Below are 22208 nucleotides of genomic sequence, written 5' to 3' on the forward strand. Positions count from 1 at the left end.
ATCAGTCCAACGCATAATTGTGATTGTATTCATGAACTGAGATCATTGATCTCATGGAGCTGCAGCAGATGCGATACGTCGTCGCGGTCGCCGAGGAGCGGAACTTCACCCGCGCGGCCGAACGCTGTCGCGTCGTCCAATCGGCCCTGAGTCATCAGGTGAAGGCGCTCGAGCGCGAGCTCGGGGTGCGGCTGTTCGCGCGCACGAGCCGCCGCGTGGAGCTCACCGCCGCCGGCGAGGCCTTTCTGCCACACGCCCGCGCGAGCCTCGAGTCTGCCGAGCGCGCGCACGCGGACGCCGCGTCGGCAGCCGGCGAGGTGCGGGGCACGCTGACGATCGGGCTGATCCCGACCGTGACGGCCGTTGACGCGCCGGCTGCGCTTGCCGCGTTTCACCGCGCGCATCCTGCCGTGCAGATCGCGCTACGTGGCGGCGGAAGCAACGAGTTCGTCGCGGCGATTGCCGCCGGGCGGATGGACGTCGCCGTACTCGGGCTTCCCGAGGGGGAACCGCCGAGCGGTGTCGCCCATCGCGAGCTCGTCCGCGAGCGGTTCGTCGCGGTCGTGGGGGAGCAGCATCCGCTCGCGGGCAAGCGGCGGGTGCGCCTCGCCGAGATCGCCGGCGAGACATTCGTCGACTTCCCCGTGAGCACGCCGGGGCGCGCGCAGTCCGATCTCGCGTTCGCCGCGGCTGGCGTGCACCGCGAGGTCTCGTTCGAGGTGATGGACATGGGGATCGTCATCGAACTCGTGCGGCACGGGCTCGTCGTCGCGCTGCTCGCGCCTGCCCTCGTCGCCGGAGTGCCCGGCGTTGCGACCGTCGAGCTGGCCGACGGGCCAGGCAGGGTCGAGTACCTCGCCTGGAGCGAGTTCAACCCGTCGCCCGCCGCGCTCACGTTCCTGCGAACGGTCGAGCGCGGCGGTCTCGCGCGCGGGTAAAGTCCGCGCCCAGCTACGCCGCGACCATCAGCTACTCCGGCAGCTCGGGGAGCTGCGACATGCGCCCCTCCTCGTCGAGCGCGAGCACCGTATCGATGCCGATGCGCTTCAGGAACCCGAAGTCGTGGCTCACCACGAGTAGCGCGCCGCGGTAGGCGTCAAGCGCCTCGGCGAGCTGCTGGACGCTTGCGATGTCGAGGTTGTTGGTCGGCTCGTCGAGCACGAGCAGCTGCGCGGGCGGGTCAGCGAGCAGTAGGGTCGCGAGCGAGACGCGGAAGCGTTCGCCGCCGGAGAGCGTCCGCACGGGCCTGTCGACCGCATCGCCGCGGAGCAGCAGCCGGGCGAGCTGGTTGCGGATCGCTCCCTGCTCGGTGCCTGGCGCGACGCGCTGCACGTTCTGGATCGCGCTCTCGTCGTCCACGAGGCCGTCGAGCCGCTGCGGCAGGTAGCCGACGGTGTCGGTCACGAGCCGCGCGGCCGGACGATCCGGGTCGCCCTCCCGCTGCCCGAGCAGCTGGGCGATGAGCGTCGATTTGCCGCTGCCGTTCGCCCCGACGATGGCGACACGCTCGGGCCCCTGCACGACGACGGTGCGTCCGCCGTCCTCGAACTCGGCGATCCGCCTGCCGCGCGGCACCCCGGGGTCGGGAAGTGTGAGGTGAATGTGCTCGTCTTCCCGCACGCGCGCGTCGGCGGCGTCGAGCGCCGACTGGGCGGCCCGTACCTTGTCGTCGAGCGTGTTTCGAAGCGATCCGGCCGCCTCCTGGGCGCTGCTTGCGCGCCTGCCCTGGATGATCTTCGGGATGCCGCCGTCCTTCTGGGTCTTCTTCGCGGTGCGCTCACGCCTGGCGAGCTTCGTCTCGGCCTCGACGCGCTGGCGCTTCTCCGATTTCAGCGTCTGCTGCGCGGAGCGAGCGGCCTGCAGCGCGGCGGCCTGCTCCTGCTCGAGGTGCGCCTGCCACTCGGAGTAGGGCCCGCCGAAGGTCGTCAGCGTCCCGGCGTGGAGCTCGGTCGTGTGTTCCATGCGCTCGAGCAGCTCGAGGTCATGGCTCACGACGACGAGGGTGCCCGGCCATTCGTCGATGAGTTCGGCGAGCCGGGCGCGCGTCGGCCGGTCGAGGTTGTTCGTCGGCTCGTCGAGGAGCGTGATCGCGGTGCGGCGGATCCGGAGCCCGGTGATCGCGATGAGCATCGCCTCACCGCCCGAGACTTCGGAGACGCGGCGATCCAGATCGCTCGCCGCAAACCCGATGCGGCCGAGCGCCTCGTCCGCGCGCGACTCGATATCCCAGTCGTCACCGATCGTATCGAAGTGCGCCTCGGCCACGTCGCCGGACTCGATGGCGCGGATCGCGTCGAGGATGCCGTGAATGCCGAGCAGGTCCGCGATCGTCGCGTCGCCTGCGAGCGTGAGCGTTTGCGCGAGGTAGCCGACGTCGCCGGCGGTGTCGATGTGGCCCGAGGTCGGTGCGAGCTCGCCCGCGATGAGGCGGAGCAGCGTCGACTTGCCGGCGCCGTTCTTGCCGACGAGCCCGGTCCGGCCGGGCAGGAACGAGCCGCTCACGCGATCGAGTGCGACGGAGCCGTCGGGCCACTCCAGGGTGACATCGCGGAGTGTGATTGCAGACTTCTGAGCCTGCGCGTGTGATGCGGAATGCAACATGGTGAGGGGTGCCCTCTTTCCTCGGCGGACCGTGGGGTCGCCGGAATCGTGTTCGAATTGCGTGCCCGTCGTGGGGCAAACGAACCGAAGCATCCTGGCGCGCCAGTGTGAGGCCCCGATGGGGCGCGGCGCGGAGCACGGATGGAGGTTCGCAGCGAATCGCTCCGGGGCGGTCAACGCACGGGGCAGGGCCCACTCGTGCTGACGGCGGCGGTAGCGCGGGGGCTAGATGCCATCCACCTCAATCATCTCCATGCGGGCCAGAATAGCACGCCGGGCGTGGCGCTATGCGGCGAGGCCGCGGGAGAGGCGCGCGAAGACCTGCTGCGCGATCGCCGCGGGGACGCCTTCCGCGCCATCAGGATCGGCGTCGCCGGCCGCCCAGTGCTCGAGCCCGAGCCTGATCGCGTCTGACGCGACCGTTGCGAGGATTCTCACGTCGAGCGGGTCGACGCCGGGGCCGCACAACTCGCTCAGGATCGGGCGGAGGCGCGCCTCGGAATCGGCATTCACCCGATGCCAGACGGCGCGCAGGAGCGGCGTCTCGGCGATACTGCGGAGCACGCCGCGGGTGACGCGAAGCTCCTCACGATCGGCCGCTGTCTGGGGGAGGAGGACCTCGTCGATGAGGCGCGGAAACAGCGTGAGCGGGTCGCGTTCGGGGGCGTCGGCGAGCAGCCGCACCCAGTTGTCTGCTCCCGACGTCAGGAGCGGGGTGATCGCGTCTTCCTTCGCCGAGAAGTGCCTGTAGAACGTGCGGAGCGAGATGCCCGCGGCCTGGGCGATCGCCTCCGCAGTGACGTGTTGCGGGCCGTGCTCGGCGAACAGGCCGGCCGCCGCCCGGGCGACCTCGAGCCTGGTCGCATCGCGGCGGCGTTCAGCGAGGGTCTGGGCGGGGGTCTCGCTGGCGGCGGGCGTGCGTGCGTCCGAGGGGTGCATGAGGCAAGTATACGGCACGATGTGCCATAGTGGCATGACGTGCCACCCGTTGTTCGGAGGTGGCTGACTGAATGAGAGGAACCCCATGAATCGCTACGAGAATCGCCGCGCGCTCGTGACCGGCGGCGGATCAGGGATCGGCCAGGCGACCGTGCTGCGCATGCTCGCGGAGGGCGGCCGAGTCGTCGCCGCAGACATGAGTGAGGCGGGTCTCGCTGACACGACCGCGAAGGCAGGCGCGAGCGCTGACAGGCTCTCGACGGTGGTGCTGAACGTCGCCGAGGAGGAGTCGGTGCGGGCCGGCGTTGCGGCCGCCGTCGAGCGGCTGGGCGGGCTCGATGTGCTCGTGAACGCCGCGGGCATCCTCCGCTCCTCGCACACGCACGAGACGAGCGTCGCGGAGTTCGAACAGGTACTGCGCGTGAACCTCGTCGGCGCGTTCACTGTGATCCGCGAGTCAATCCCTGCGCTCACGCAGGGAACCGACGCCGCGGTCGTGAACTTCAGCTCAACCTCGGCTGACTTCGCCCACCCGTACATGGCGGCGTACGCGGCGTCGAAGGGTGGCGTCCAGTCGATGACCCATGCGCTCGCGTCGGAGTACGCGAAAGACGGCATCCGGTTCACCTCGGTGCAGCCCGGCTCCATCTCCTCCGGCATGACCGACGGGTCCGGCGCGAGCGGCCAGAACCGCGGGCCGGGACTGCCCGAGGACGCAGACATGTCGCTGTTCATGAAGCTGAGCCCAGTCCTCGGAACCGGATACGCGGGCCCCGAGTCCGTCGCGAGTGTTGTTGCGATGCTCGCGAGCGCCGACGGGAAGTTCATCACGGGCACTGAGGTGCGGATCGACGGCGGCACCCACTTCTAGGAGCGCCGGCGTGCCGGAGCCGCTCGGATGGCTCCGAGCGGCTCCGGCAGACCCCGCTACTCGGCGAGCTTGCCTGCGGGAGAGTCGTCGATGCCCTGCTCCGCGAGCGCGCGGAACGAGTCCGGGGCCTCGGCTGCGGGCTCGAACGTGACGCCCGCGTCGGGGGTCCACACCATGTTGCCCCGCAGCGCCGCGCGCTGTTCGGGGAAGTCCGACCGGTTGTGGGCCCCGCGCGTCTCGCGGCGCTCGCGCGCGCTCTCGAGCGTCGCCCGGGCGGCGAGCATGGAGCCGTACAGGTCGAACGCGTGCGCGAGATCGTCGAAGCCTGCGATGTCGGGGTGCGCCGTGAGGTTCGCGACCCGCTCACCGAGTGCGTCGAGCTTCTCGAGACCTGCGGTGAGGCCCTCCTCGCTGCGCACGACGCCAGCGTGCTCGGTCATGAGGTTGCGCAGCTGGCGCTGGAGCAGGCGCGGGCTCTCCTCGCCGGCGCCGGTGAGCAGCTGCTGCATCTCCTGGCGGGCCTCGGCGACCGCGGCGGGGTCGCGGGTGATGCTCGTGAGCCCCGAAATGTAGCTCGCCGCGTCGCCGCCGGTGAGCCGGCCGTAGACGAGCAGCTCGATGAGCGAGTTGCCGCCGAGGCGGTTCGCCCCGTGCAGCCCGCTCGCGGCCTCGCCAATTGCGTACAGTCCGTCGACGCCCGTCGCGTGCTCCTCGGCGCTCACCCACACTCCGCCCATCGAGTAGTGCGCGGTCGGCGCAATCTCGATGGGGCTCTGCGTGATGTCGAGCATCTGCAGGTCGATGAGGTTGCGGTACACGCGGGGGAGCTTCTCGAGGATCTGCTCGCGTGGCAGGTGCGAGACGTCGAGGAAGACGCCGCCGTTCGTGGTGCCGCGCCCCTCGATGATCTCGGTGTAGCTCGCGAGCGCGACCCTGTCGCGGGTCGAGAGCTCCATCCGCTCCGGGTCGTACTTCTCCATGAATCGCTCCCCGAGCGCGTTGCGCAGGATCCCGCCCTCGCCGCGGGCGGCCTCGGACACGAGCAGGCCGGCGGCGTCCGCGGGCTCGAGGATGCCGGAGGGGTGGAACTGGACGAGCTCGGCGTCGCGGATCTTCGCGCCGGCGAGGGCGGCGAGCCTGAACGAGTCGCCAGTGTTCTCGTCGCGCCGCGAGGATGTGTTGCGCCAGATGCGCGTGTGGCCGCCGGCCGCGAGGATCACGGCGTCAGCGTGGATGACGACGGGCGTGCCGTCGACGATGTCGAAGCCGTATGCGCCGAACACGCGACCGTCGCCGACGAGCAGCCGAGTGATGTAGATCGAGTCGATGATTGGCACCTGGAGTTCCTGGGCGCGGCGGAGCAGGGTGCGCTGGATCTCGAGGCCGGTGTAGTCGCCCGCGTAGCAGGTGCGTCGGTAGAGGTGCGCCCCGAAGAAGCGCTGGCTGATCCGCCCGTCGGCCTCGCGCGCGAACGGCATGCCCCAGCGCTCGAGGTCCTCGATGCCCTGCGCGGCGTTCTTCGCAACGATCTCGACGATGTGCGGATCGGCGAGGAAGTACGACTCGCGCAGCGTGTCGGCGGCGTGCTGCTGCCAGCTGTCCTCGGGGTCCATCGTGCCGAGGGCGGCGTTGATCCCGCCCGCGGCGAGCGTGGTGTGGGCGTCGTGCTTGCGGCGTTTGCCGACCGCGAGCACCTGGACCCCGCGCTCCGCGAGTTCGATGGACGCGCGGAGGCCCGCGCCGCCCGTGCCGATGACGAGCGCGGACGTGGAGATGAGTCGTTCGTGTGTGCCTGGTGCAGTCATGAGAGCAACGTTAGGGACTGTCGTTCGATACATCCAATGAATAGTTATCATCGTGACGATGCGCGTAGGCTATGACCATGAATCTTGAGCAACTGCGAGGCTTTACCGAGGTCGCGCGCACGAGCCACTTCACCCGCGCCGCCGAGGGGCTGCACGTGACGCAGCCGTCGCTGTCCCGGCAGATCGCCACACTCGAGGCCGAGCTCGGCGTCGAACTGTTCCACCGTGCGCGCGGCAACGTCTCGCTCACCGCTGCGGGCGAGCGGCTGCTGCCGATCGCGAAGCGCATGCTTGCCGACGCTGAGACCGCGGCCGCCGCGATGGCCGAGCTCGCGGGGCTCCAGGGCGGCAGGATCAGGCTGGGCGCCACCCCGACGCTCTGCACGAGCCTCGTCGTTGAGGTTGTCGCCCAGTACAGCAGCCGCTACCCGGGGATCGACATCGAGATCCTTGAGCGCGGCTCGCGGAGCCTCATCGCGGCACTCGTCGAGGGGCAGCTCGATCTCGCGCTCATCGTGACGAGCGTGTCGTCTGAGTCAGGTAGGGCGGTGCTCGAGCGCGAGCCGATCCTGTCCGAGCAGCTCGTCGTCGCGGCCGGCGCCGACGCCCCCTGGCCTGCCGCACTCGCGACCCCCGTCGACCTCGCGGATCTCGCCGCCGTTCCGCAGATCATGTTCCCCGAGAACTACGACCTGCGCGCCGCCCTCGACGCCGAATTCCGCGCGCGCGGCCTCACCCCAGCCGTCGCGGTCGAGGGCGTCGAGATGGACGCCGCGCTGCGCTTCGCCGAACGCGGTCTCGGCGTGGTGGTCGTGCCCGCGATGGTGGCCGTCGAGCGGCCGACGTTGCGGGTCGCCCCGCTCGCTGGCCCCGGCATCTCCCGCACGGTGAGCATCGCCCGGCGGCACGACATGACGCCGACACACGCAGGGGCGGCAATGCACGCGCTCATCCGGGAGACCGCGGACAGGTTCGCGAGCGACGACGCCAGGCTCACGACCCTCGTCCGGCGCGTCGGCCCCGCCCAGGGGTAGCATTGCCCCATGTGCGCCGGATACGGACTTGAGCTGCGCGGACCGACCTCGACCACGGGGGAGCGAGTCGGCGTGCTCGCGTTCGTGCCGGGCCGCGACGACGATCAGCTCGAGCTCGTGCGCCGCTGGCTCGACGAGCAGCATGGCGAGGCGAAGATCACCGGCCGGAACGCGCGGAATCTCAACCCGATCATTCGGCGCGGGGAGACAGGCCCCGTGGCAGAGCTCGCGTGGTGGTGGCTGCACGTGGGCGGCCAGCCCGCGAAGTTCACCGCGTTCAACTCACGCTCGGACAGGCTGCTGCAGAGCTGGCGCGAGCCGTTCCAGCACCGGGCGCTCGCACCCGCGAGCTGGTACGTCGAGAAGGGTGTGCGGTTCGAACTGCCCGGGGGTGAGCCGTTCGGGATCGCTGCGATCACGGCCCCCACCGCCGAGAAGGCGCTCACGAGCTATTCGATCGTGACGCGGGAGGCAGTCGCCGATGCCGCTCGGGTGCACAACCGGATGCCCCTCGTGCTTCCTGAAACGCTGCACGACGAGTGGCTCGACCCGGCCAGGCAAGGCGACGCGTCGCTCGTGGAGCGGGCGGTCCGTGCCTCGGAGGAGCTGTCCGCGGCGCTCGTCGCGGCCGGGCCGGTGGCGGGGCCCGCAGTGGGCGCCTCGAAGGCGGCTCCACCAGACGCGCAGCCGATGCTGTTCTAGCCTGGCCCGCCCGGCCGCGGTAGGGTAGCCCGCATGGGTACATTGATTCGTGCGTGCGCAGTGGCGTACGCACGTAGCACGCGGCGGCGCCGCGCCTAACGGCGCGCCGCAGCTTCGCTCCGCGCGTCGTCCTCCGAGAGCCCTCAGCGCCTCGGGGTCGAATTGGCGTACAAGCCGCACCCGCCCCGGTGGCGCTCCACGACGTTTCTTCTGGAGTGCACCCATGCCTCGTTCACAACACGGTGGCCGACACGAGCTCGGCCAAAACTTCCTTATCCACCGCCCGACGATCGACCGCATTGCCGGGCTCACCGCCTCGACGTGCGGCCCGATACTCGAGCTCGGCGCTGGTGACGGTGCTCTCACCGTGCCGCTCGCGCGGCTCCGACGGCCGCTCACCGCGATTGACATTGACGAACACGGCGTCGCGCGACTTGCGCGCACCGTGCCGGGAGCGCGGGTGAGCGACGGGGACGCACTCAGCGTGCCGTTCGCGGATCCCGTCATCGTCGGGAACCTGCCGTTTCACCTCACGACACCGATCCTACGGCGCCTGCTCGCCGAGCCCGGGTGGTACGACGCGATCCTCCTCGTACAGTGGGAGGTCGCGCGCAAGCGCGCGGGCGTTGGCGGCGGTACGATGATGAGCGCGCAGGCCGCCCCTTGGTTCGAATTTGAGCTGCACGGTCGCGTGCCAGCGCGCGCGTTTTCGCCGATGCCGAGCATCGACGGCGGGATACTGGCAATCCGGCGGCGCCCCAGACCGCGGGTGCCCGAGTCCGAGCGCCGCGCATACGACGCGTTCGTGCGGCGCTCCTTCACCGCACGGGGTGGCTCACTCGGTGCCGCCGTGCGCGCGGCGTGCGGGGGAGACCAGGGGGCGGCCACCCGAGCGCTGCAGGAGGCTGGGGTCGCGTCACGCGCGCTGCCTCGCAGCGTTGGCGCTGACCAGTGGCCGATCCTCTGGCGCGGGGTTAGCCCCCGTCGACGGCGCTCGTAGGGCGGAGCGCCGCGAGGCGTTCGATCGCGGTCGCAAGCGTTGCGTCGTCCTTCACGAAGGTGAAGCGCACCCAGTTGCGGAGCCTGTCTGCCGTTGCCGACCCCGCGCGGCAGAACGCGGCGAGCGGCACGCACGCGACCCCGATCTCGGCGGGGAGCCACCTTGCGAACGCCGCGCCGTCGGGCACGTCAGCGTTGAGAAACGGGGTCGCGTCGGCGCAGACAAAGTACGTGCCCTGGGGGCGGACGGTGCCGAACCCGACCGCGGCGAGGCTGTCGAGCAGCACCTGCCTGCGGCGGTCAAGCGTCTCCCGGAGCGCCGCGATGTCGCCGTCGCCCTCGGCCAGCGCCCGGGCGATCGCCGACTGGAATGGGGCGCCGCCCGAGTACGTGAGGAACTGCTTGATCGCGGTGACCGCTTCGATGAGCTGCGCGGGCCCCGTCGCCCAGCCGATCTTCCACCCCGTGAGTGAGAAGGTCTTGCCCGACGATGAAACGGTGATCGTGCGCTCGCGCATGCCTGGCAGCGTGGCGAACGGCACGTGCTCGGCGCCGTCAAACGTCAGGTGTTCGTACACCTCATCGGTGACAACGACCGCGTCCGCCCGCGCCGCCGCCTCGGCGATTGCCGCGAGTTCCGCGCGCGTGAGCACCGCACCGGTGGGGTTGTGCGGGGTATTCACGAGGATCAGTCTGGTCGCCTGGCCCACCGCCGCATCGAGTGCGGCGCGGTCGAGCGCGAAACCGTCATCGGTTGGCGCGAGCGGAACGGTGACGTGCGTCGCGCCAGCCATCGCGATCGCGGCGGCGTGCGAGTCGTAGAACGGTTCGAGCGTGACGACCTCGTCGCCGGGGCCAGCGAGCGCAAGGATCGCCGCGGTGAGCGCCTCGGTCGCGCCGACAGTCACGAGCACTTCGGACTCTGGATCGAGCGCGATTCCGTAGTGGCGGAGTTGGTGGGCGGCGATCGCCTCACGCAGGGCCAGCGCTCCGCGTCCCGGCGGGTACTGGTTCTCGCCCGAGCGCAGCGCCGCGATGGCGGCCTCCCGGATCCACTCCGGCCCGTCCTCGTCGGGGAACCCCTGCCCGAGGTTCGCGGCGCCGGTCGCGGCGGCGAGGGCGCTCATCTCGGCGAAGATCGTCGGCTTTGTTGATCCGTCCTCGCCCGCGAGTCCCGCCGCTGCCGCCACATTTCTCCACCGTGAGTCCATACCCACCACACTATGGGGTGTGCACCGCGCGTGGGGCGCGGTGCGTAACAGACGGTAGCGCTCGGCGCGTAGGATCAGGTGGGTGAGCGATTCCCACCCCGTCCAGCAGGTGCCACCCGGCAGCGGGCCCGCGGTGATGCTGCGCGACGCCGGGCTCGTTGGCCTCGGGGGCGCGCTGGGGTCGGTCGCGCGCTACCTCGCCGGCCTGGCGCTGCCCCTGGACGCGAACGCCGCGACCTTTGCGATCAACGTCGCGGGTTCGTGTCTGCTCGGGCTCATCGTCGCGGGCCTCGCGGGTCGACGCCCGCGGCTTCAGCTCGCGGTCGGCACCGGATTCTGCGGCGGCTTCACCACGTACAGTGCGCTCGCGGTCGGGGTTGCCGAGCTCGCGGGCGCGGGAAGCATCGCCTCGGCGCTCATCCTCGCGCTCGGCACCGTCGCCTGCGCGGGGGCGGCCACGCTCGTGGGAGTCTGGATCGGGCGGCGGCTCTCGGCCGGAGGAGCCGCATGATCGGCGCGCTCGTGGTCGCTGCCGGTGGTGGGGTTGGGGCGATCCTGCGGTTCCTGCTCGACACCTGGGTGACCCGGTCGGCGGGCCGCCGGGCGAGCCGAAGCGGGACCGGTCAACCCGGCCAGCGTTTTCCGTGGGGGATCACCGCCGTCAACCTCTCCGGCTCCCTCGCGCTTGGCGTGCTCGTCGGGTGGCTCGGACGCGGCCTCGCGGACTCGGCCGCAGCGCACCCCGGGAGCCCGGCTACCCTGCTGTGGCTCACGCTCGGCGTCGGCCTCCTCGGCGGGTACACGACGATGAGCACCGCGAGCCTCGACACGGTCCGCCTCGCGCAATCCGGGCGGATCACGGCGGCCGCGGGCAACGCGCTTGGCACGCTTGGTGCCGCCGCGCTGCTCGCGGCCGCCGGGATCCTGATCGGGCAGGCGATCAGCTAGCGGTCACGACCTGTGCCCACGTCGCAAGCGGCATCGGCGCGACGCCGATGCGCGCCTCGGCCCCCGTCGCCGGATCGAATGCGAAGTCGGTCTCGGCCCCGAGCGCGGTGTACAGCCCGGCGACGCCCGCGGCTGCGCCCTCGCCGAGGAGCGGAGCGATGCTCGCGCCGAATGCTGCTGGCGTGACCGACTCGAACCGCACCTCGCTGCCGAGCGCCGCCCCGAACGCGGCGGCGAGTTCTGGGCCGGTCACCGCGGGGACGTGGCCGACGCGCACGACCCCGGTCACCGACGGGTCGCGCAGCAGCGCGGCGACGGCGGCTGCGACGTCCATGTGCGACGCCCACGACACCGCGAAGTCCGGGCGGACCGGGTAGCGGAGTACGCCGTCCTCGCGCACGCCGGCCTGCACATGGGGGAGCAGGAGGTTCTCGAGGAAGAGGCGGGGCTCGACGACCGCTGTGGGGATCCCGGTCGCCGTCGCGCCAGCGATGAGCACCGCTAGCGACGAGTCGTCGGGGGCCTGCAGCGGGGTGCCCGGCGCGCTCACGATGGTGCCGCTCGTCGAGATGACGACCCGCCCGGGCTGCGCCGATTCGAGCGCGGCGATTGTGGCGTGCGCGATCCTGAGCCGCTCGCCCTCGGGGGCCATCGGCAGGTGCACGAACACCGCCTCCGCGCCCGCGTAGGCCGCGGCGAGGTCTGTCGCCGAGGCGGCGTCGACCGCGAGCGCGCGTGCGCCGTCGACCTGCTGGCCGCCGCGGCTGAGCGCGATGGGCTGCTCGCCGAGAGCGGCGAGGGCGGCGACGATGGGGGAGCCTTGGGCGCCTGTTGCGCCATGAATCACTGTTGTCATGATTCAATAGTGCAGTCAATGCATCAGTTACATCAACTGCACTAATGGGAGTAGGGTGAAGCGCATGGAAACGGAACTCCCTGAGTGCGGCGTCGCGCGATTCCTTGTGCTGCTCGAGGGACCGTGGGCGACCCTCATCGTTCGCGAGCTGCTTCGCGGCCCGCTCCGCTTCGGCGAACTCCGCGAGTCGCTGCCTGGCATCAGCCCCCACACGCTGACGAGCCGGCTGCGGCAGTTCGAGACGCACGGGCTCGTCACGCGCACCGTGTACGCCGAGGTTCCGCCGCGCGTCGAGTACGAGCTCACGCCGCTGGGTCAGCAGCTGCGCACCGTGCTCGACGCGATGGCGGAGTGGGCGCTGAGCGTGCCGGCGGCGGGACGGACCCGATGACACCGCCCGTTGCGGTTGAGAAAGTGAGACCCATGCCATTCACCCCGCCACCCGCATTCACAACACGGCCGACGCTTCAAGGCACCTTCGGGATGAGTGCGTCCACGCACTGGCTCGCGACCGCGAGCGCCCAGGCAGTGCTCGAGCGTGGCGGAAATGCGTTCGATGCGGCCGTCGCCGGAGCCTTTGTGCTGCACGTCGTTGAGCCGCATCTCAACGGTCCCGGTGGCGATATGACCGGCATCTTCCATGCCGCCGGTTCAAGCGGTCCGCGAGTGCTCATGGGGCAGGGGAGCGCCCCGGCCGGGGCCACTGCCGAGCACTACCTCGAGGCCGGCCTTGATCTCGTTCCAGGATCCGGCGCGCTAGCCACCGCGGTGCCAGCCGCGGTCGACGCGTGGCTGCTGCTGCTCGCAGAACACGGCACGTGGGAGCTGGCGGACGTCCTCGAGTTTGCGATTGGATATGCCAGGGGCGGGCACCAGGCGCTGCCACGCGTGAGCGCAACTATTGAGAGCGTGCGGGAGCTGTTCCTTGAGCACTGGCCGACCTCCGCGGAGCTTTGGCTCGTGGACGGAAAGACACCTGCGCCCGGTGCGATCCTCACGAACGAGGCCTACGCGCGGACGCTCGACAGGCTCGTTGCTGCTGGCGCCGACTTGCCCGGCAGCGGTGACAGGGTTGCCCGAATTGAAGCAGCTCGCCACGCGTGGTCCGACGGATTCGTCGCCGAGGCCGCTGCCGACTTTGTCCGCGGTCCGCATCGCCACTCTTCGGGCACCGACCACGCCGGCGTGATTGCCCGCGAGGACTTCGCGGGCTTCCGGGCGAGCACTGAGGAGGCCGTTACGCTCGAGTTCCGCGGCGTCACGATCGCGAAGACCGGGGCCTGGGGACAGGGGCCAGCGCTGCTCCAGACGCTGCAGATCCTGTCGGGGTTTGCCGATCACGAGATCGACCCCTCGACCGCCGACGGGGCACACCGCATCATCGAAGCCCAGAAGCTCGCCTATGCCGACCGCGAGGCGTACTACGGCGACCACGAGGTTCCCCTCGACGTGCTGCTGTCGGAGGAATACGCCGCAGAGCGCCGCTCCCTGATCGGCGAACGCGCATCGACAGAGTTTCGGCCGGGCACGATACCGGGTCACACGCCATTCGTGCCGCCCCTCCGCACGGAGTACCGGCCCCCGGCGCTCGCTGCGGGCGATGTCGCTGTTGGCGTCGGCGAGCCCACCGTGACGAAAGCGGGAGTCACCAAAGGCGACACCTGCCACATCGACGTCGTCGACCGTTGGGGGAACATGGTGGCAGCGACGCCCTCTGGCGGATGGTTGCAGTCGTCTCCCGCTATCCCGGAGCTCGGCTTCTGCCTCGGGTCCCGCCTGCAAATGACGTGGCTGGAGCCGGGCGGGCCGTCGACGCTGACGCCGGGCAAACGCCCCCGAACGACGCTCACCCCGACGCTCGTGTTGCGCGACGGCGAGCCCGTGCTCGCGCTCGGCTCGCCCGGCGGAGACCAGCAGGATCAGTGGCAGCTGCTGTTCCTGTTGCGCGTGCTCGTCGGCGGCTACACCCAGCAAGAGGCAATCGACGCCCCGGCACTGCACACGACCGCTGTACCCGAATCGTTCTGGCCACGGACGTGGACCCCGGCAGGCGTGGTTGTTGAGGATCGACTGGGCGACGACGTTATCGAAGCGCTCGAGGCCCGGGGCCACCGAGTGACGCGGGCGGGGGACTGGGCTCTCGGTCGTCTCTCGAGCGTTGGTCGGGATCCGCAGACGGGCGCGCTCTCCGCCGCAGCGAACGCGCGCGGAGCGCAAGGATACGCGGCTGGTCGGTAGCTCGGAGTGAGCCGCCCGACGCGGCTGATGAGCCCGCTCCGGCCGGCGTTGGCGGGGTCGATAGGATGAACCACCTGACCCGCTTCGACCGCTCCGGAGGAGATCGACATGGCGTTTGACACGAAAGCGGTCGTCGCGGCGGCCACCGAGCAACTGGTCGAGGCGGTGCGCTCCGTCCACGAGCGGCACTTGAGCGAGACGATCTACGGCGCCATGTTTCACGAGTTCTACGGCGACGGAACGGTGATCTACTGGCCAATGGTGACGGTGGGTACCGAGGAGACGCTTGCCGCGATCGTTGCCGATTACACCGCTCGGTCTGGTCCCGAGGAGGGGCTTGCTGACTCGCTGCGCTGGTCAGGCCCCGACCTCACGCACGGGTTCGAGCCGTCCTCGGCCCTCCAGGAGCTCGCCGACACGGTGCAGGCGTCGGCTGGCGCCGGGAGCGCACAGTGGGAGCGCCAGTACGACCGCTGGCTGCGCTGCTTCCCCAAAGCCGCGAAGCTGGCGATGAAGCAGCTCGTCGCCGAGGGCATCGTGTCAAAGTCGTTTGTCGCGATTGCCGCGGATGAAGCCGGCGAACTCATCCCGCTGAGCCTGACGAAGGCGCAGCTCGTCGCACACTTTCCCCAGTACGACGAGGCCGAGCGGGAGCGGCGTCGGCTCGCGGCGCTCCCCGTTGAGGATCGTGTTGCCGAGCTCCTCCCGGAGGCCGTCGCCCCGCGCTATCAGGGGCCGCTGATCGGTGAACACGAGAGCCTGCTTGTCGGCTGTGGGGCCGCGGCAGTGCCCGCGCTCGTGAGCGTCGTGCGACACGAGACCCTCGCGCGCGGTGACGTCGTCGCCGCGCGGCTGCTCGCTGAGATCAACATTGATACTCCAGACGTCGTTGACGCGCTCGATGGACTCATGCGGGCGAAGAAGGCACAGCTGAACTCGCGCGCATGGGCGGCGGGTGCGCTCGCTCGGCTCGGCCGCTCGGACCTGATCCTCACCCGCATCGCCGAACTTCCCAGCGACGTCGTCGTGCGGGGTATCGCCGACCCCTTCAGCTCGTTCCGCGATCGCGGTGCCCACCGTGCGCTCGACTACGAGCCGCTCGAGCACGCCCTCGCCGCCAGGCCCGAACTCGAACCGGCGTTTGCCGAGGAGCTTCGGCCCGGCAGCGGCTACTGCGCGCTCGCCCCTGACGAAACCCCGGCGGCGCGCGCCGCCCTCGCATCGCGGTGGGAGGTCGTCCGCGTACACGCCCGGGCCGTGCTCGAGGACGCTGGCGTCCCCGCCTGATGCCACCGCGCGGCCGCGGCTGTCAATCGGGTCACGCGCCCAGCGGTATCCTTGGTAAGTGACAAGCTCTCGTTCAGAAATCGCCTTCCAGCGTGCGCTGGCGGCCTTCAAGAACCCGACGCTCGATCTGCTTCACGGAAGGTACGCGCCGTTCGTCGTGTCGGTGCTCTCGGGTATGTTCACAGCCGAGCGGCAGTCGGTCCCGATCTCGGACGCCCATGTCGAGGTCGGCAACTTCGCCGACGAACTCCGGGCAGCGGGCTACGACGACGAGGAGCGCCGGCTCCCGAGCGGCTCCGGTCGCGACATCTGCAGGTACTGGGCGCGCGTAGGGTGGCTCGTGCCGCAGATCCAGGACGGCGTCGAGCTGTATCGCCTGTCGGCCCAGGCCGTCGGTGCCCTCGAGATTGCGGGGCGCGCGGGTGGGGGCAGGGCGAAGGTATCCCGCTCGCGCGTGCGCACCCTGCTCGAGTCCGTTGAGCAGCTCACCCAGAGCGCCGAGACGGATCCGGTGAAGCGCATCGAACGGCTTCGCGCCGAGCGCGCCGAGATCGATGCTGAGCTCGCGAGGCTTGAGGACGACGACGACGCGTTCGACCCCGTCGACGACGAGCAGCTGCTTGAGGACACGGAGAACGTGCTGCACCTCTCGCGCGAGCTGCCGGCCGACTTTGTTCGCGTCGCAGAGTCGATCAACGCGATGCAGCGTGACGTCATCGCCGAGCTGCGGCGCGACGAGCGGCCGACCGGTGACGTGCTGCGGGAATACCTGCGGCGCGGCGAACACGTGATGGACGCGACCCCCGAGGGGCGCGCCTTTGCTGGCGCCCTGAAACTTATTGGTGACCCCGTGCACATTGAGGAACTCACCGAGCAACTGCAGTCGATCCTGGGCAGACCGTTCGCGCGGCTCATGAGCGCCGAACAGCGTGCCGACCTCCGCGCCATCGCGAAGCGCGTTGAACAGGGCGTCGAGGAGGTGCTCACCGCACAGCGGCGGGCATCCCACATCATTACGACGCAGGTGCGCACGCACGACCCGATCCGCGACCGCGAGGTCGACAGCCTGCTGCGCAGCGTCATGGCGGGCTTGCAGGCTTGGGTTCCCGAGTCGAACGCTAGAGACCGGGTCGAGCCGCTGCGCGCCCTACCCAGCGCGGCCATTCACCACCTCCGACAGACCGTCAGCGACCCGCGGCCACCGAACGTGCCGGCGCCGCTCAGCGAGGCCGCCGATGCTCGCAGCACCGCCGAGTTCGTCGACGCGGACACGCGCGCGTGGGGCGGACCGAACTACGTCGCGCTCGAGGCCTACGTCGCCGGCCTGCCAGGCGACGACTTCGACCTCGCCGAGGCGTTCGACAGCATCGACGACACCGCGACGCGTCGGCCGGCCGATCTGCTTGGAATGCTCGAGCTCGCGCACCGCGCCGGCATGACGGAGGGGGAGACCGTGTCGACCGTTGAGGCGATCCGCCCGGACGGCACGGCGCGCACGTTCGCCTTCGCCGCGGTCACGGCGCGCACCCCGCGCGACGCCGCCGTTCCCGCGGACGCACCAGTTTCGGCCGCGCGAGACGCGGCCACCCCGAGAGTAGAACCGAATGAGTGAGATGCCAGAGCCAGACGAGACGCCCAATCTTGACGTGACGCCGGACGCTGGCGCGCCGGTCGGCGAGACCGCCGACGCCGAAGCCGTCGCGGACGTCGGCGCCGGCGACGGCTTCGTCGCGCCAGCGCCGATGGAGCGGGATCGGGAGGAGTACTTCGCGGGGGATCGCGGCGTCCTCGACCCCGTCGTGCGCCGCGTGCTGGTGCGGCTGCTGCAGCGCCGCGTGCTGTTCGCCGACCGGCACAAGGACGACTGGGCGGTGCTGCTCGAAAACCATCAGGTGATCGAGTCGCGCCTGCACGACCTGTTTATTCGGCTCATCGTCGATCCCGAGCGCGGCGTCGCCTACAAGCAGCAGGTCCGCTCCGAGGAGCTCGAGGTGCCGGTGCTGCTGCGTGACGAGGCCTACAACCGCGCCGAGACGCTCGTGCTCGTCTACCTTCGCACGGTGTACCAGCGCGAGTCGACCGCGGGCGAACCCGCGGTGCGGATCGACGTCGAGGAGATCGAGCAGACGGTGCTCAGCTACTTCACCGACAGCGACGGGAACACCGCGGCGCGCCAGAAGACCGTCGAAAAGGCGCTGAACCGCCTGCGGAACGAGGGCATCATCGACGAGGAATCCGAGGGGCGCTTTCGCGTCACACCGCTCGTCGAGGTCGTGCTGAGCGCGGACCGGCTCCGCGAGCTGCAGCGGTGGCTCAAGGAGCAGGTTGCCGACACCGCCGAAAAGATTGAGGACACCGCATCATGACAATGCTCGACACGCTCTTTGGCCTCATTCCCGCCGAGTCGCGCGGGCAGCAGTGGGTTGCGGACGAGCTCCAGCTCGTGAACTGGGGCGGCTACGATGGCGCGCACCGGGTGCGCTTCTCGCCGCGGGCGACGCTGCTGTGCGGCGGATCAGGATCGGGAAAATCCACGCTCATGGACGCGTACATCGCGCTCATGATGCCGCACACCACGCCGTTCAACGGCGCCTCGAACGGCGGCGTCGCCGGGCGTTCCCGCGGCGAGGAGCAGCGCAACATTCTCTCGTACGGCCGCGGCAAGCTCGACGAGTCGCGCACGGACGAGGGGACGCAGGTGCGCGTGCTCCGTGGGGACGGCGAGGACACGTGGACCGCGATCGCCGCAACCTGGCTCGATCACGATGGATCGCGGTTCACCGCGCTGCGGGCCTGGTACATCCCGGCGACCGCGCGCATCATCGAGGACACCGTGCGGGTGCGTGCGACGGTCGACGGAACGTTCGACCTCGGCGACCTCGAGACCGCCGCCGCGCAGCGGCTGGGCGACGCCGCGGTGCGCGCGGCGGGTCTCGACACCTATTCGACCGACCGTGAGTTCGCGGCGAAGATCCACTCGGTGCTTGGCATCGGAGCGTCCGGCGCCGGGGCGAAGGCGATGAGCCTGCTCGCGCGCATCCAGGCGGGCCAGCAGATCACGACCGTCGACGAGTTGTACAAGCGGATGGTGCTCGAGGAGCCCGAGACGCTCGCGACGGCCGACGCCGTCGTCGAACACTTCGACGAGCTTGAGAGCACGCGCATGCGGATGGTCACCGCGCAGCGGCAGGTGCGCGCCCTGCGGCCGATCCGCGACATGCGGGGCCGGATCCTCGCGGCCGCCGACCAGCTGAGGCTCATCGACGACATCGGCCGCTTCGACGACCCAGACTCGCTCTCGGCGCTCTGGCGCACCGGGCGCAGGCTCGAGCTGCTGCGCGACGTCGAAGCCGAACTGCAGCAGGACAAGGCCGCGGCTGACACCGAGGTGCGCACGCAGCAGGCCCTCGCCGCGGCGGCCGAGGCCGAGCGCGAGGGGCTCGTCGAGGTCCTGCGGAACTCCGGCGGCGACCAGATCGAGCGCGCCGAGCGAGATCTCTCGATCATCGAGAAGCAGCTCGAGACCGTGACCGCATCGCGCCGCAGGTTCGACGAGGCCATCGCGCCGATCGGCGAGGACGCGAGCACCGAGAAGGCGTTCCGGCAGCTCATCGCCCGCGCCCAGGCCGCGCTTGCGGACCCGCAGGCAAAGGCCGCGGTCCGCGACGCCTATGCCGACGCCCGAGGCAAGACGAACGCCCTGCGCGAGCAGGTCTCCGACCTCGCGAAGGAGAGCGGGCGGGCGGAGTCGCTCCGCGGCAACATTCCCGGACATCTGCACGAGGCGCGTGAGCTGCTCGCGAGCGCGGCGGGGATCCCGATCGAGGAGCTGCCCTTTGTCGGCGAGCTCATTGAGGTCCGCACCGAGTTCGAGCCCTGGCGCCAGGCGTTCAACCTCGCGCTCGGCGGCTTCGCGACGACGCTGCTCATCGACACCGCGAACCTCGGCAAGTTCAGGCAGGCCATCAACGAGGTGCGGCTGCCGATGCGGCTGCGCTACGAGGGCGCACACACCGATCGCGGCTGGCACGCGCGGCTCGACTCGGCGAAGCTGCCGGGCCGCCTCGAGTTCCGTGACACGCCGTTCACCGGGTGGCTCATGGACAGGCTCGAGGAACAGTTCGGGTTCGTCTGCGTTGACACCGCGGCCGGCCTCTCCGAGCACCGGATGGCGTTGAGCATCAGCGGCCAGATGTCGCAGGGCTCCCGCGGGGCCCACGGCGGCCACGGGCGCGCAAACGTGCTCGGCTTCTCCAACCAGCGCAGGCTCGACGACCTCGCGGATCAGGCGGGGGACCTCTCGGCGCGACTGACCGCGGCGACGAAAACGGAGAAGGAGGCCGCGGCGGCCCTCGACGCGCTTGACGCGCGACATGCCGCCTACGCGAAGATCAGCGACCTCACCTGGGACCAGGTCGACGTGGCGACGCTCGAGGCGCAGCGCGACAAGTGGCTGGCGCTCGTGGCCGAGCTCGTCTCGGGCAACCCGAAGCTCGAGCCGCTGAAAGCCCAGATCGGGCAGCTCAAGCAGAAGCTCGCCGAGCTGCAGAAGGCGCTCGGCCGGGCCGAGGCACGCCAGGAGAGGGTCGCCGCGGATTGGGCGCACATCACCGACGAGGTCGACGAGGCGCAGCGCGCAGTCGACGACGCGGAGGACGCCGAGCGCCTCCTCGATCCTGATCAGCTCGCCTACCTTGATGAGCGCTTCGACAGCCCGGCGGGTACGCCCGCGCGCAGCAAGCTTGAGGCGCTCGCAAGGTTCGACGCCGCGCTCGACAGCGCCTCGCGCCTGTTGCGTGAGGATCAGGCCGCCGCGCAGCTCACCCTCGAGGAGCAGCGCCTGCACCTGAAGCGCGCGCTCGAGGGGTTCCTCGAGAGTTGGCCGAACCCGAACCTGCGCGCCGACCCGGATTCGTCGCTCGCGGACTTCGAGCGGATCCTCGCCGAACTTGAAACGAGCGGACTGCACGAGCTCGAGACCGAGTGGAAGCACAGCCTGCTCAAGCTGTCGGGCAACGACCTCACAAACCTGGATTCCATGCTCAGTCGAGCCCTCCGCGAGATCAGGGAGCGGATCGAGCCCATCAACCGCATCATGCAGGACCTGCCGTTCTACGACGACGAACACCGGCTACAGATCACGCCGCGAGAGAACCAGTCCGAGGCGAGGCGCAGGTTCCGCGCCGAGCTGCGCGAGGTGCGCGCGCTCATCGCGGCCGCGGCGACCGACGCGGAGCGGGAACAAGCGTACGAGCGGATGAAGAAGTTCATCGGCAGGATCAGGCGCACGGCCCCCGACTTCGCGGAGCTCGTCGACGTGCGCAACCATGTTCGTGTGAGCGCCGAGAAGGTGCATGCGGTGACGAAGCAGCACGCGGCGTTGTACGACCACATCGGCGAGAAGTCGGGCGGCGAGTCGCAGGAGCTCATCGCGTTCATCGTTGGGGCGGCGCTGCGGTACCAGCTCGGCGACGCCGACGCGGAGCGGCCGCGCTACGCGCCGGTGTTCCTCGACGAGGCGCTGATCAAGGCCGACGCCCACTTCACGAAGCGCGCGATCGGCGCCTGGCGCGGGCTGGGGTTCCAGCTCGTCATTGGCGCGCCGAACGATAAGTACAGCGCGATCGAGCCGCACGTCGACGTCGAGTACGACATCCTCAAGGACACGAGCGGCCGGTCGTGGGCGAAGCCGAAGGTGGGGCTGTCGGAGGTCCCGTAGCCCGGGGCCTGCTCGCCGGGGCTACGGTCCCGGCGAGCTGCGGTCCGCTATCCGGGGGGCCGATAGCGCGGGGCTAGCGAACCCGCGTCGCCTCGAACTGCATGCTCGGGTGGGCGTAGGCCTCCTGCGACTCGACGAGCTTGAGTTCGCGCTCACCGGAAGCGAGCGTGTTCTCGAGCAGCGTGAACACGCTCGACGCGGTGCGGGCGAGCGCGTCGCCCGCGTCACCCGTTGCCGTGAGGTGCGCCGTGAAGAGCGCAGCGGTGACGTCGCCGGAGCCGTTCGCCTTGAGCGGCAGCCGCGGCGTCTCGATGAGCCAGGCCTCGTCGCCGTGGACGGCGAGCATTTCGATCACCCCGTCCGACGCGCGCTCCGGGCGCTCGACGCTCGTCACGAGCACGGTCTTCGGGCCGATCTCGCGGGCGCGGTCGACCGATTCGAGCGTCAACTCGAGGGTAGTCGGAGTCGTGCCCGTGATGAAGCCCAGCTCGAACTGGTTCGGCGTGATGAGGTCTGCGCGGGGCACGACCCTGTCGCGGATGAGGTTCTGGACCTCGGGGGCGACATGGCAGCCCGAGACGGCGTTGCCGAGCACGGGGTCGCACGCGTAGATCGCGTTCGGGCTGTGCTGCTTCACGCGATCGACCGCGTCGAGGATCGCGTCGCCGATATCGTCACCACCCTGGTACCCGGAGAGCACAGCGTCGACGCCTGCAAGGCCGCCGCGCTCCTCGATCCCTGTGACGATCTCGCGCACGTCGGTGCCCGTGAGCATCGGGCCGCGCCACGCGCCGTAGCCGGTGTGGTTGGAGAACGCGACCGTGTAGACCGGCATGACCTCGACGCCGATCCGCTGTAGCGGGAACACCGCGGCCGAGTTGCCGACGTGACCGTATGAGACAGATGACTGGATCGACAGAATGCGCATCCTCCGATCCTTTCACTGGACCACCGGGTGATCCACTTCGCATCGTTGCGACTGGACCACTTGCCTGGAG

19 protein-coding genes are annotated in these 22208 nt (G+C 70.3%); 13 read left to right on the forward strand and 6 right to left on the reverse strand.

What is annotated here, in order from left to right:
* Positions 1 to 53 precede the first annotated feature (53 nt).
* Positions 54 to 938 (forward strand): LysR family transcriptional regulator, encoded by an 885-nt coding sequence (locus BJ960_RS07120; protein WP_185986780.1) that lies wholly within the window; start codon positions 54 to 56, stop codon positions 936 to 938.
* A gap of 31 nt (positions 939 to 969) precedes the next feature.
* Here BJ960_RS07120 and BJ960_RS07125 read toward each other — a convergent pair whose 3' ends face one another.
* A complete protein-coding gene (locus BJ960_RS07125; protein ID WP_185986781.1) occupies positions 970 to 2601 on the reverse strand; it encodes an ABC-F family ATP-binding cassette domain-containing protein in 1632 nt (543 codons plus the stop codon).
* Between the two features lie 285 nt (positions 2602 to 2886).
* Complete coding sequence (locus BJ960_RS07130) at positions 2887 to 3540, reverse strand: TetR/AcrR family transcriptional regulator (RefSeq protein ID WP_185986782.1); 654 nt, start codon at positions 3538 to 3540, stop codon at positions 2887 to 2889.
* An 85-nt stretch (positions 3541 to 3625) separates the two neighbouring features.
* Between BJ960_RS07130 and BJ960_RS07135 the strand changes: the two genes are divergently transcribed.
* Positions 3626 to 4411, forward strand: coding sequence for an SDR family NAD(P)-dependent oxidoreductase (locus BJ960_RS07135; RefSeq protein WP_185986783.1), 786 nt, complete (start codon positions 3626 to 3628; stop codon positions 4409 to 4411).
* A 56-nt stretch (positions 4412 to 4467) separates the two neighbouring features.
* Here the strand turns inward: BJ960_RS07135 and BJ960_RS07140 are convergent, their stop codons facing one another.
* Positions 4468 to 6216 carry an FAD-binding protein gene (locus BJ960_RS07140; RefSeq protein WP_185986784.1) on the reverse strand — a complete coding sequence of 583 codons (1749 nt, stop codon included), beginning with the start codon at positions 6214 to 6216 and terminating at the stop codon, positions 4468 to 4470.
* A gap of 77 nt (positions 6217 to 6293) precedes the next feature.
* Here BJ960_RS07140 and BJ960_RS07145 point away from each other — a divergent pair, with 77 nt between their 5' ends.
* The 3 genes from BJ960_RS07145 (at position 6294) to erm (ending at position 8952) form a co-directional block, all read left to right on the forward strand.
* Positions 6294 to 7250, forward strand: coding sequence for a LysR family transcriptional regulator (locus BJ960_RS07145; protein ID WP_121078551.1), 957 nt, complete (start codon positions 6294 to 6296; stop codon positions 7248 to 7250).
* A gap of 9 nt (positions 7251 to 7259) precedes the next feature.
* Positions 7260 to 7952, forward strand: coding sequence for an SOS response-associated peptidase family protein (locus BJ960_RS07150; RefSeq protein WP_185986785.1), 693 nt, complete (start codon positions 7260 to 7262; stop codon positions 7950 to 7952).
* Positions 7953 to 8175: 223 nt separating this feature from the next.
* A complete protein-coding gene (erm, locus tag BJ960_RS07155; protein ID WP_185986786.1) occupies positions 8176 to 8952 on the forward strand; it encodes a 23S ribosomal RNA methyltransferase Erm in 777 nt (258 codons plus the stop codon).
* On the opposite strand, the gene BJ960_RS07160 is transcribed toward erm, so the two are convergent.
* Positions 8927 to 10162, reverse strand: coding sequence for an aminotransferase class I/II-fold pyridoxal phosphate-dependent enzyme (locus tag BJ960_RS07160; RefSeq protein WP_185986787.1), 1236 nt, complete (start codon positions 10160 to 10162; stop codon positions 8927 to 8929). The genes erm and BJ960_RS07160 overlap by 26 nt on opposite strands.
* Positions 10163 to 10244: 82 nt before the next feature.
* On the opposite strand from BJ960_RS07160, the gene BJ960_RS07165 reads away from it, so the two are divergent.
* Both BJ960_RS07165 and BJ960_RS07170 read left to right on the forward strand, forming a co-directional pair.
* Positions 10245 to 10673, forward strand: coding sequence for a fluoride efflux transporter FluC (locus tag BJ960_RS07165; RefSeq protein WP_307814741.1), 429 nt, complete (start codon positions 10245 to 10247; stop codon positions 10671 to 10673).
* Positions 10670 to 11110, forward strand: coding sequence for a fluoride efflux transporter FluC (locus BJ960_RS07170; RefSeq protein WP_185986788.1), 441 nt, complete (start codon positions 10670 to 10672; stop codon positions 11108 to 11110). The genes BJ960_RS07165 and BJ960_RS07170 overlap by 4 nt, the downstream gene beginning before the upstream one ends.
* On the opposite strand, the gene BJ960_RS07175 is transcribed toward BJ960_RS07170, so the two are convergent.
* Positions 11103 to 11966, reverse strand: coding sequence for an NmrA family NAD(P)-binding protein (locus BJ960_RS07175; RefSeq protein ID WP_185986789.1), 864 nt, complete (start codon positions 11964 to 11966; stop codon positions 11103 to 11105). The genes BJ960_RS07170 and BJ960_RS07175 overlap by 8 nt on opposite strands.
* 64 nt (positions 11967 to 12030) lie before the next feature.
* Here BJ960_RS07175 and BJ960_RS07180 point away from each other — a divergent pair, with 64 nt between their 5' ends.
* From BJ960_RS07180 to BJ960_RS07205, 6 genes are all read left to right on the forward strand, one after another.
* Positions 12031 to 12357, forward strand: coding sequence for a winged helix-turn-helix transcriptional regulator (locus BJ960_RS07180; RefSeq protein ID WP_185986790.1), 327 nt, complete (start codon positions 12031 to 12033; stop codon positions 12355 to 12357).
* 32 nt (positions 12358 to 12389) lie between these two features.
* Positions 12390 to 14204: a gamma-glutamyltransferase family protein gene (locus tag BJ960_RS07185; RefSeq protein ID WP_185986791.1), complete on the forward strand. Its 1815-nt coding sequence runs from the start codon at positions 12390 to 12392 to the stop codon at positions 14202 to 14204.
* A gap of 108 nt (positions 14205 to 14312) precedes the next feature.
* A complete protein-coding gene (locus BJ960_RS07190) occupies positions 14313 to 15491 on the forward strand; it encodes a DUF4303 domain-containing protein (protein WP_185986792.1) in 1179 nt (392 codons plus the stop codon).
* Positions 15492 to 15549: 58 nt separating this feature from the next.
* Complete coding sequence (locus BJ960_RS07195; protein ID WP_185986793.1) at positions 15550 to 17103, forward strand: DUF3375 domain-containing protein; 1554 nt, start codon at positions 15550 to 15552, stop codon at positions 17101 to 17103.
* 1 nt (position 17104) lies between these two features.
* Positions 17105 to 17857 (forward strand): DUF4194 domain-containing protein, encoded by a 753-nt coding sequence (locus tag BJ960_RS07200; protein WP_202229235.1) that lies wholly within the window; start codon positions 17105 to 17107, stop codon positions 17855 to 17857.
* Complete coding sequence (locus tag BJ960_RS07205; RefSeq protein ID WP_185986794.1) at positions 17854 to 21210, forward strand: ATP-binding protein; 3357 nt, start codon at positions 17854 to 17856, stop codon at positions 21208 to 21210. Before BJ960_RS07200 ends, BJ960_RS07205 begins: the two co-directional genes overlap by 4 nt.
* A gap of 73 nt (positions 21211 to 21283) precedes the next feature.
* Here the strand turns inward: BJ960_RS07205 and pdxY are convergent, their stop codons facing one another.
* On the reverse strand, positions 21284 to 22138 hold the full coding sequence (gene pdxY, locus BJ960_RS07210; protein WP_185986795.1) for a pyridoxal kinase PdxY: 855 nt from the start codon (positions 22136 to 22138) through the stop codon (positions 21284 to 21286).
* Positions 22139 to 22208: the final 70 nt, after the last annotated feature.

Origin of the sequence: Leucobacter aridicollis, assembly GCF_013409595.1 — a bacterium.
GTDB classification, from domain to species: Bacteria; Actinomycetota; Actinomycetes; order Actinomycetales; family Microbacteriaceae; genus Leucobacter; species Leucobacter aridicollis.

Coding starts and splice junctions, on each gene's coding strand:
- BJ960_RS07150 (WP_185986785.1), top strand. CDS start 7,260: ATGTGCGCCGGATACGGACTTGAGCTGCGCGGACCGACCTCGACCACG.
- BJ960_RS07130 (WP_185986782.1), bottom strand. CDS start 3,540: ATGCACCCCTCGGACGCACGCACGCCCGCCGCCAGCGAGACCCCCGCC.
- BJ960_RS07200 (WP_202229235.1), top strand. CDS start 17,105: ATGCCAGAGCCAGACGAGACGCCCAATCTTGACGTGACGCCGGACGCT.
- BJ960_RS07140 (WP_185986784.1), bottom strand. CDS start 6,216: ATGACTGCACCAGGCACACACGAACGACTCATCTCCACGTCCGCGCTC.
- BJ960_RS07120 (WP_185986780.1), top strand. CDS start 54: ATGGAGCTGCAGCAGATGCGATACGTCGTCGCGGTCGCCGAGGAGCGG.
- BJ960_RS07145 (WP_121078551.1), top strand. CDS start 6,294: ATGAATCTTGAGCAACTGCGAGGCTTTACCGAGGTCGCGCGCACGAGC.
- BJ960_RS07180 (WP_185986790.1), top strand. CDS start 12,031: ATGGAAACGGAACTCCCTGAGTGCGGCGTCGCGCGATTCCTTGTGCTG.
- BJ960_RS07175 (WP_185986789.1), bottom strand. CDS start 11,966: ATGACAACAGTGATTCATGGCGCAACAGGCGCCCAAGGCTCCCCCATC.
- pdxY (WP_185986795.1), bottom strand. CDS start 22,138: ATGCGCATTCTGTCGATCCAGTCATCTGTCTCATACGGTCACGTCGGC.
- erm (WP_185986786.1), top strand. CDS start 8,176: ATGCCTCGTTCACAACACGGTGGCCGACACGAGCTCGGCCAAAACTTC.
- BJ960_RS07125 (WP_185986781.1), bottom strand. CDS start 2,601: ATGTTGCATTCCGCATCACACGCGCAGGCTCAGAAGTCTGCAATCACA.
- BJ960_RS07205 (WP_185986794.1), top strand. CDS start 17,854: ATGACAATGCTCGACACGCTCTTTGGCCTCATTCCCGCCGAGTCGCGC.
- BJ960_RS07190 (WP_185986792.1), top strand. CDS start 14,313: ATGGCGTTTGACACGAAAGCGGTCGTCGCGGCGGCCACCGAGCAACTG.
- BJ960_RS07185 (WP_185986791.1), top strand. CDS start 12,390: ATGCCATTCACCCCGCCACCCGCATTCACAACACGGCCGACGCTTCAA.
- BJ960_RS07135 (WP_185986783.1), top strand. CDS start 3,626: ATGAATCGCTACGAGAATCGCCGCGCGCTCGTGACCGGCGGCGGATCA.
- BJ960_RS07170 (WP_185986788.1), top strand. CDS start 10,670: ATGATCGGCGCGCTCGTGGTCGCTGCCGGTGGTGGGGTTGGGGCGATC.
- BJ960_RS07160 (WP_185986787.1), bottom strand. CDS start 10,162: ATGGACTCACGGTGGAGAAATGTGGCGGCAGCGGCGGGACTCGCGGGC.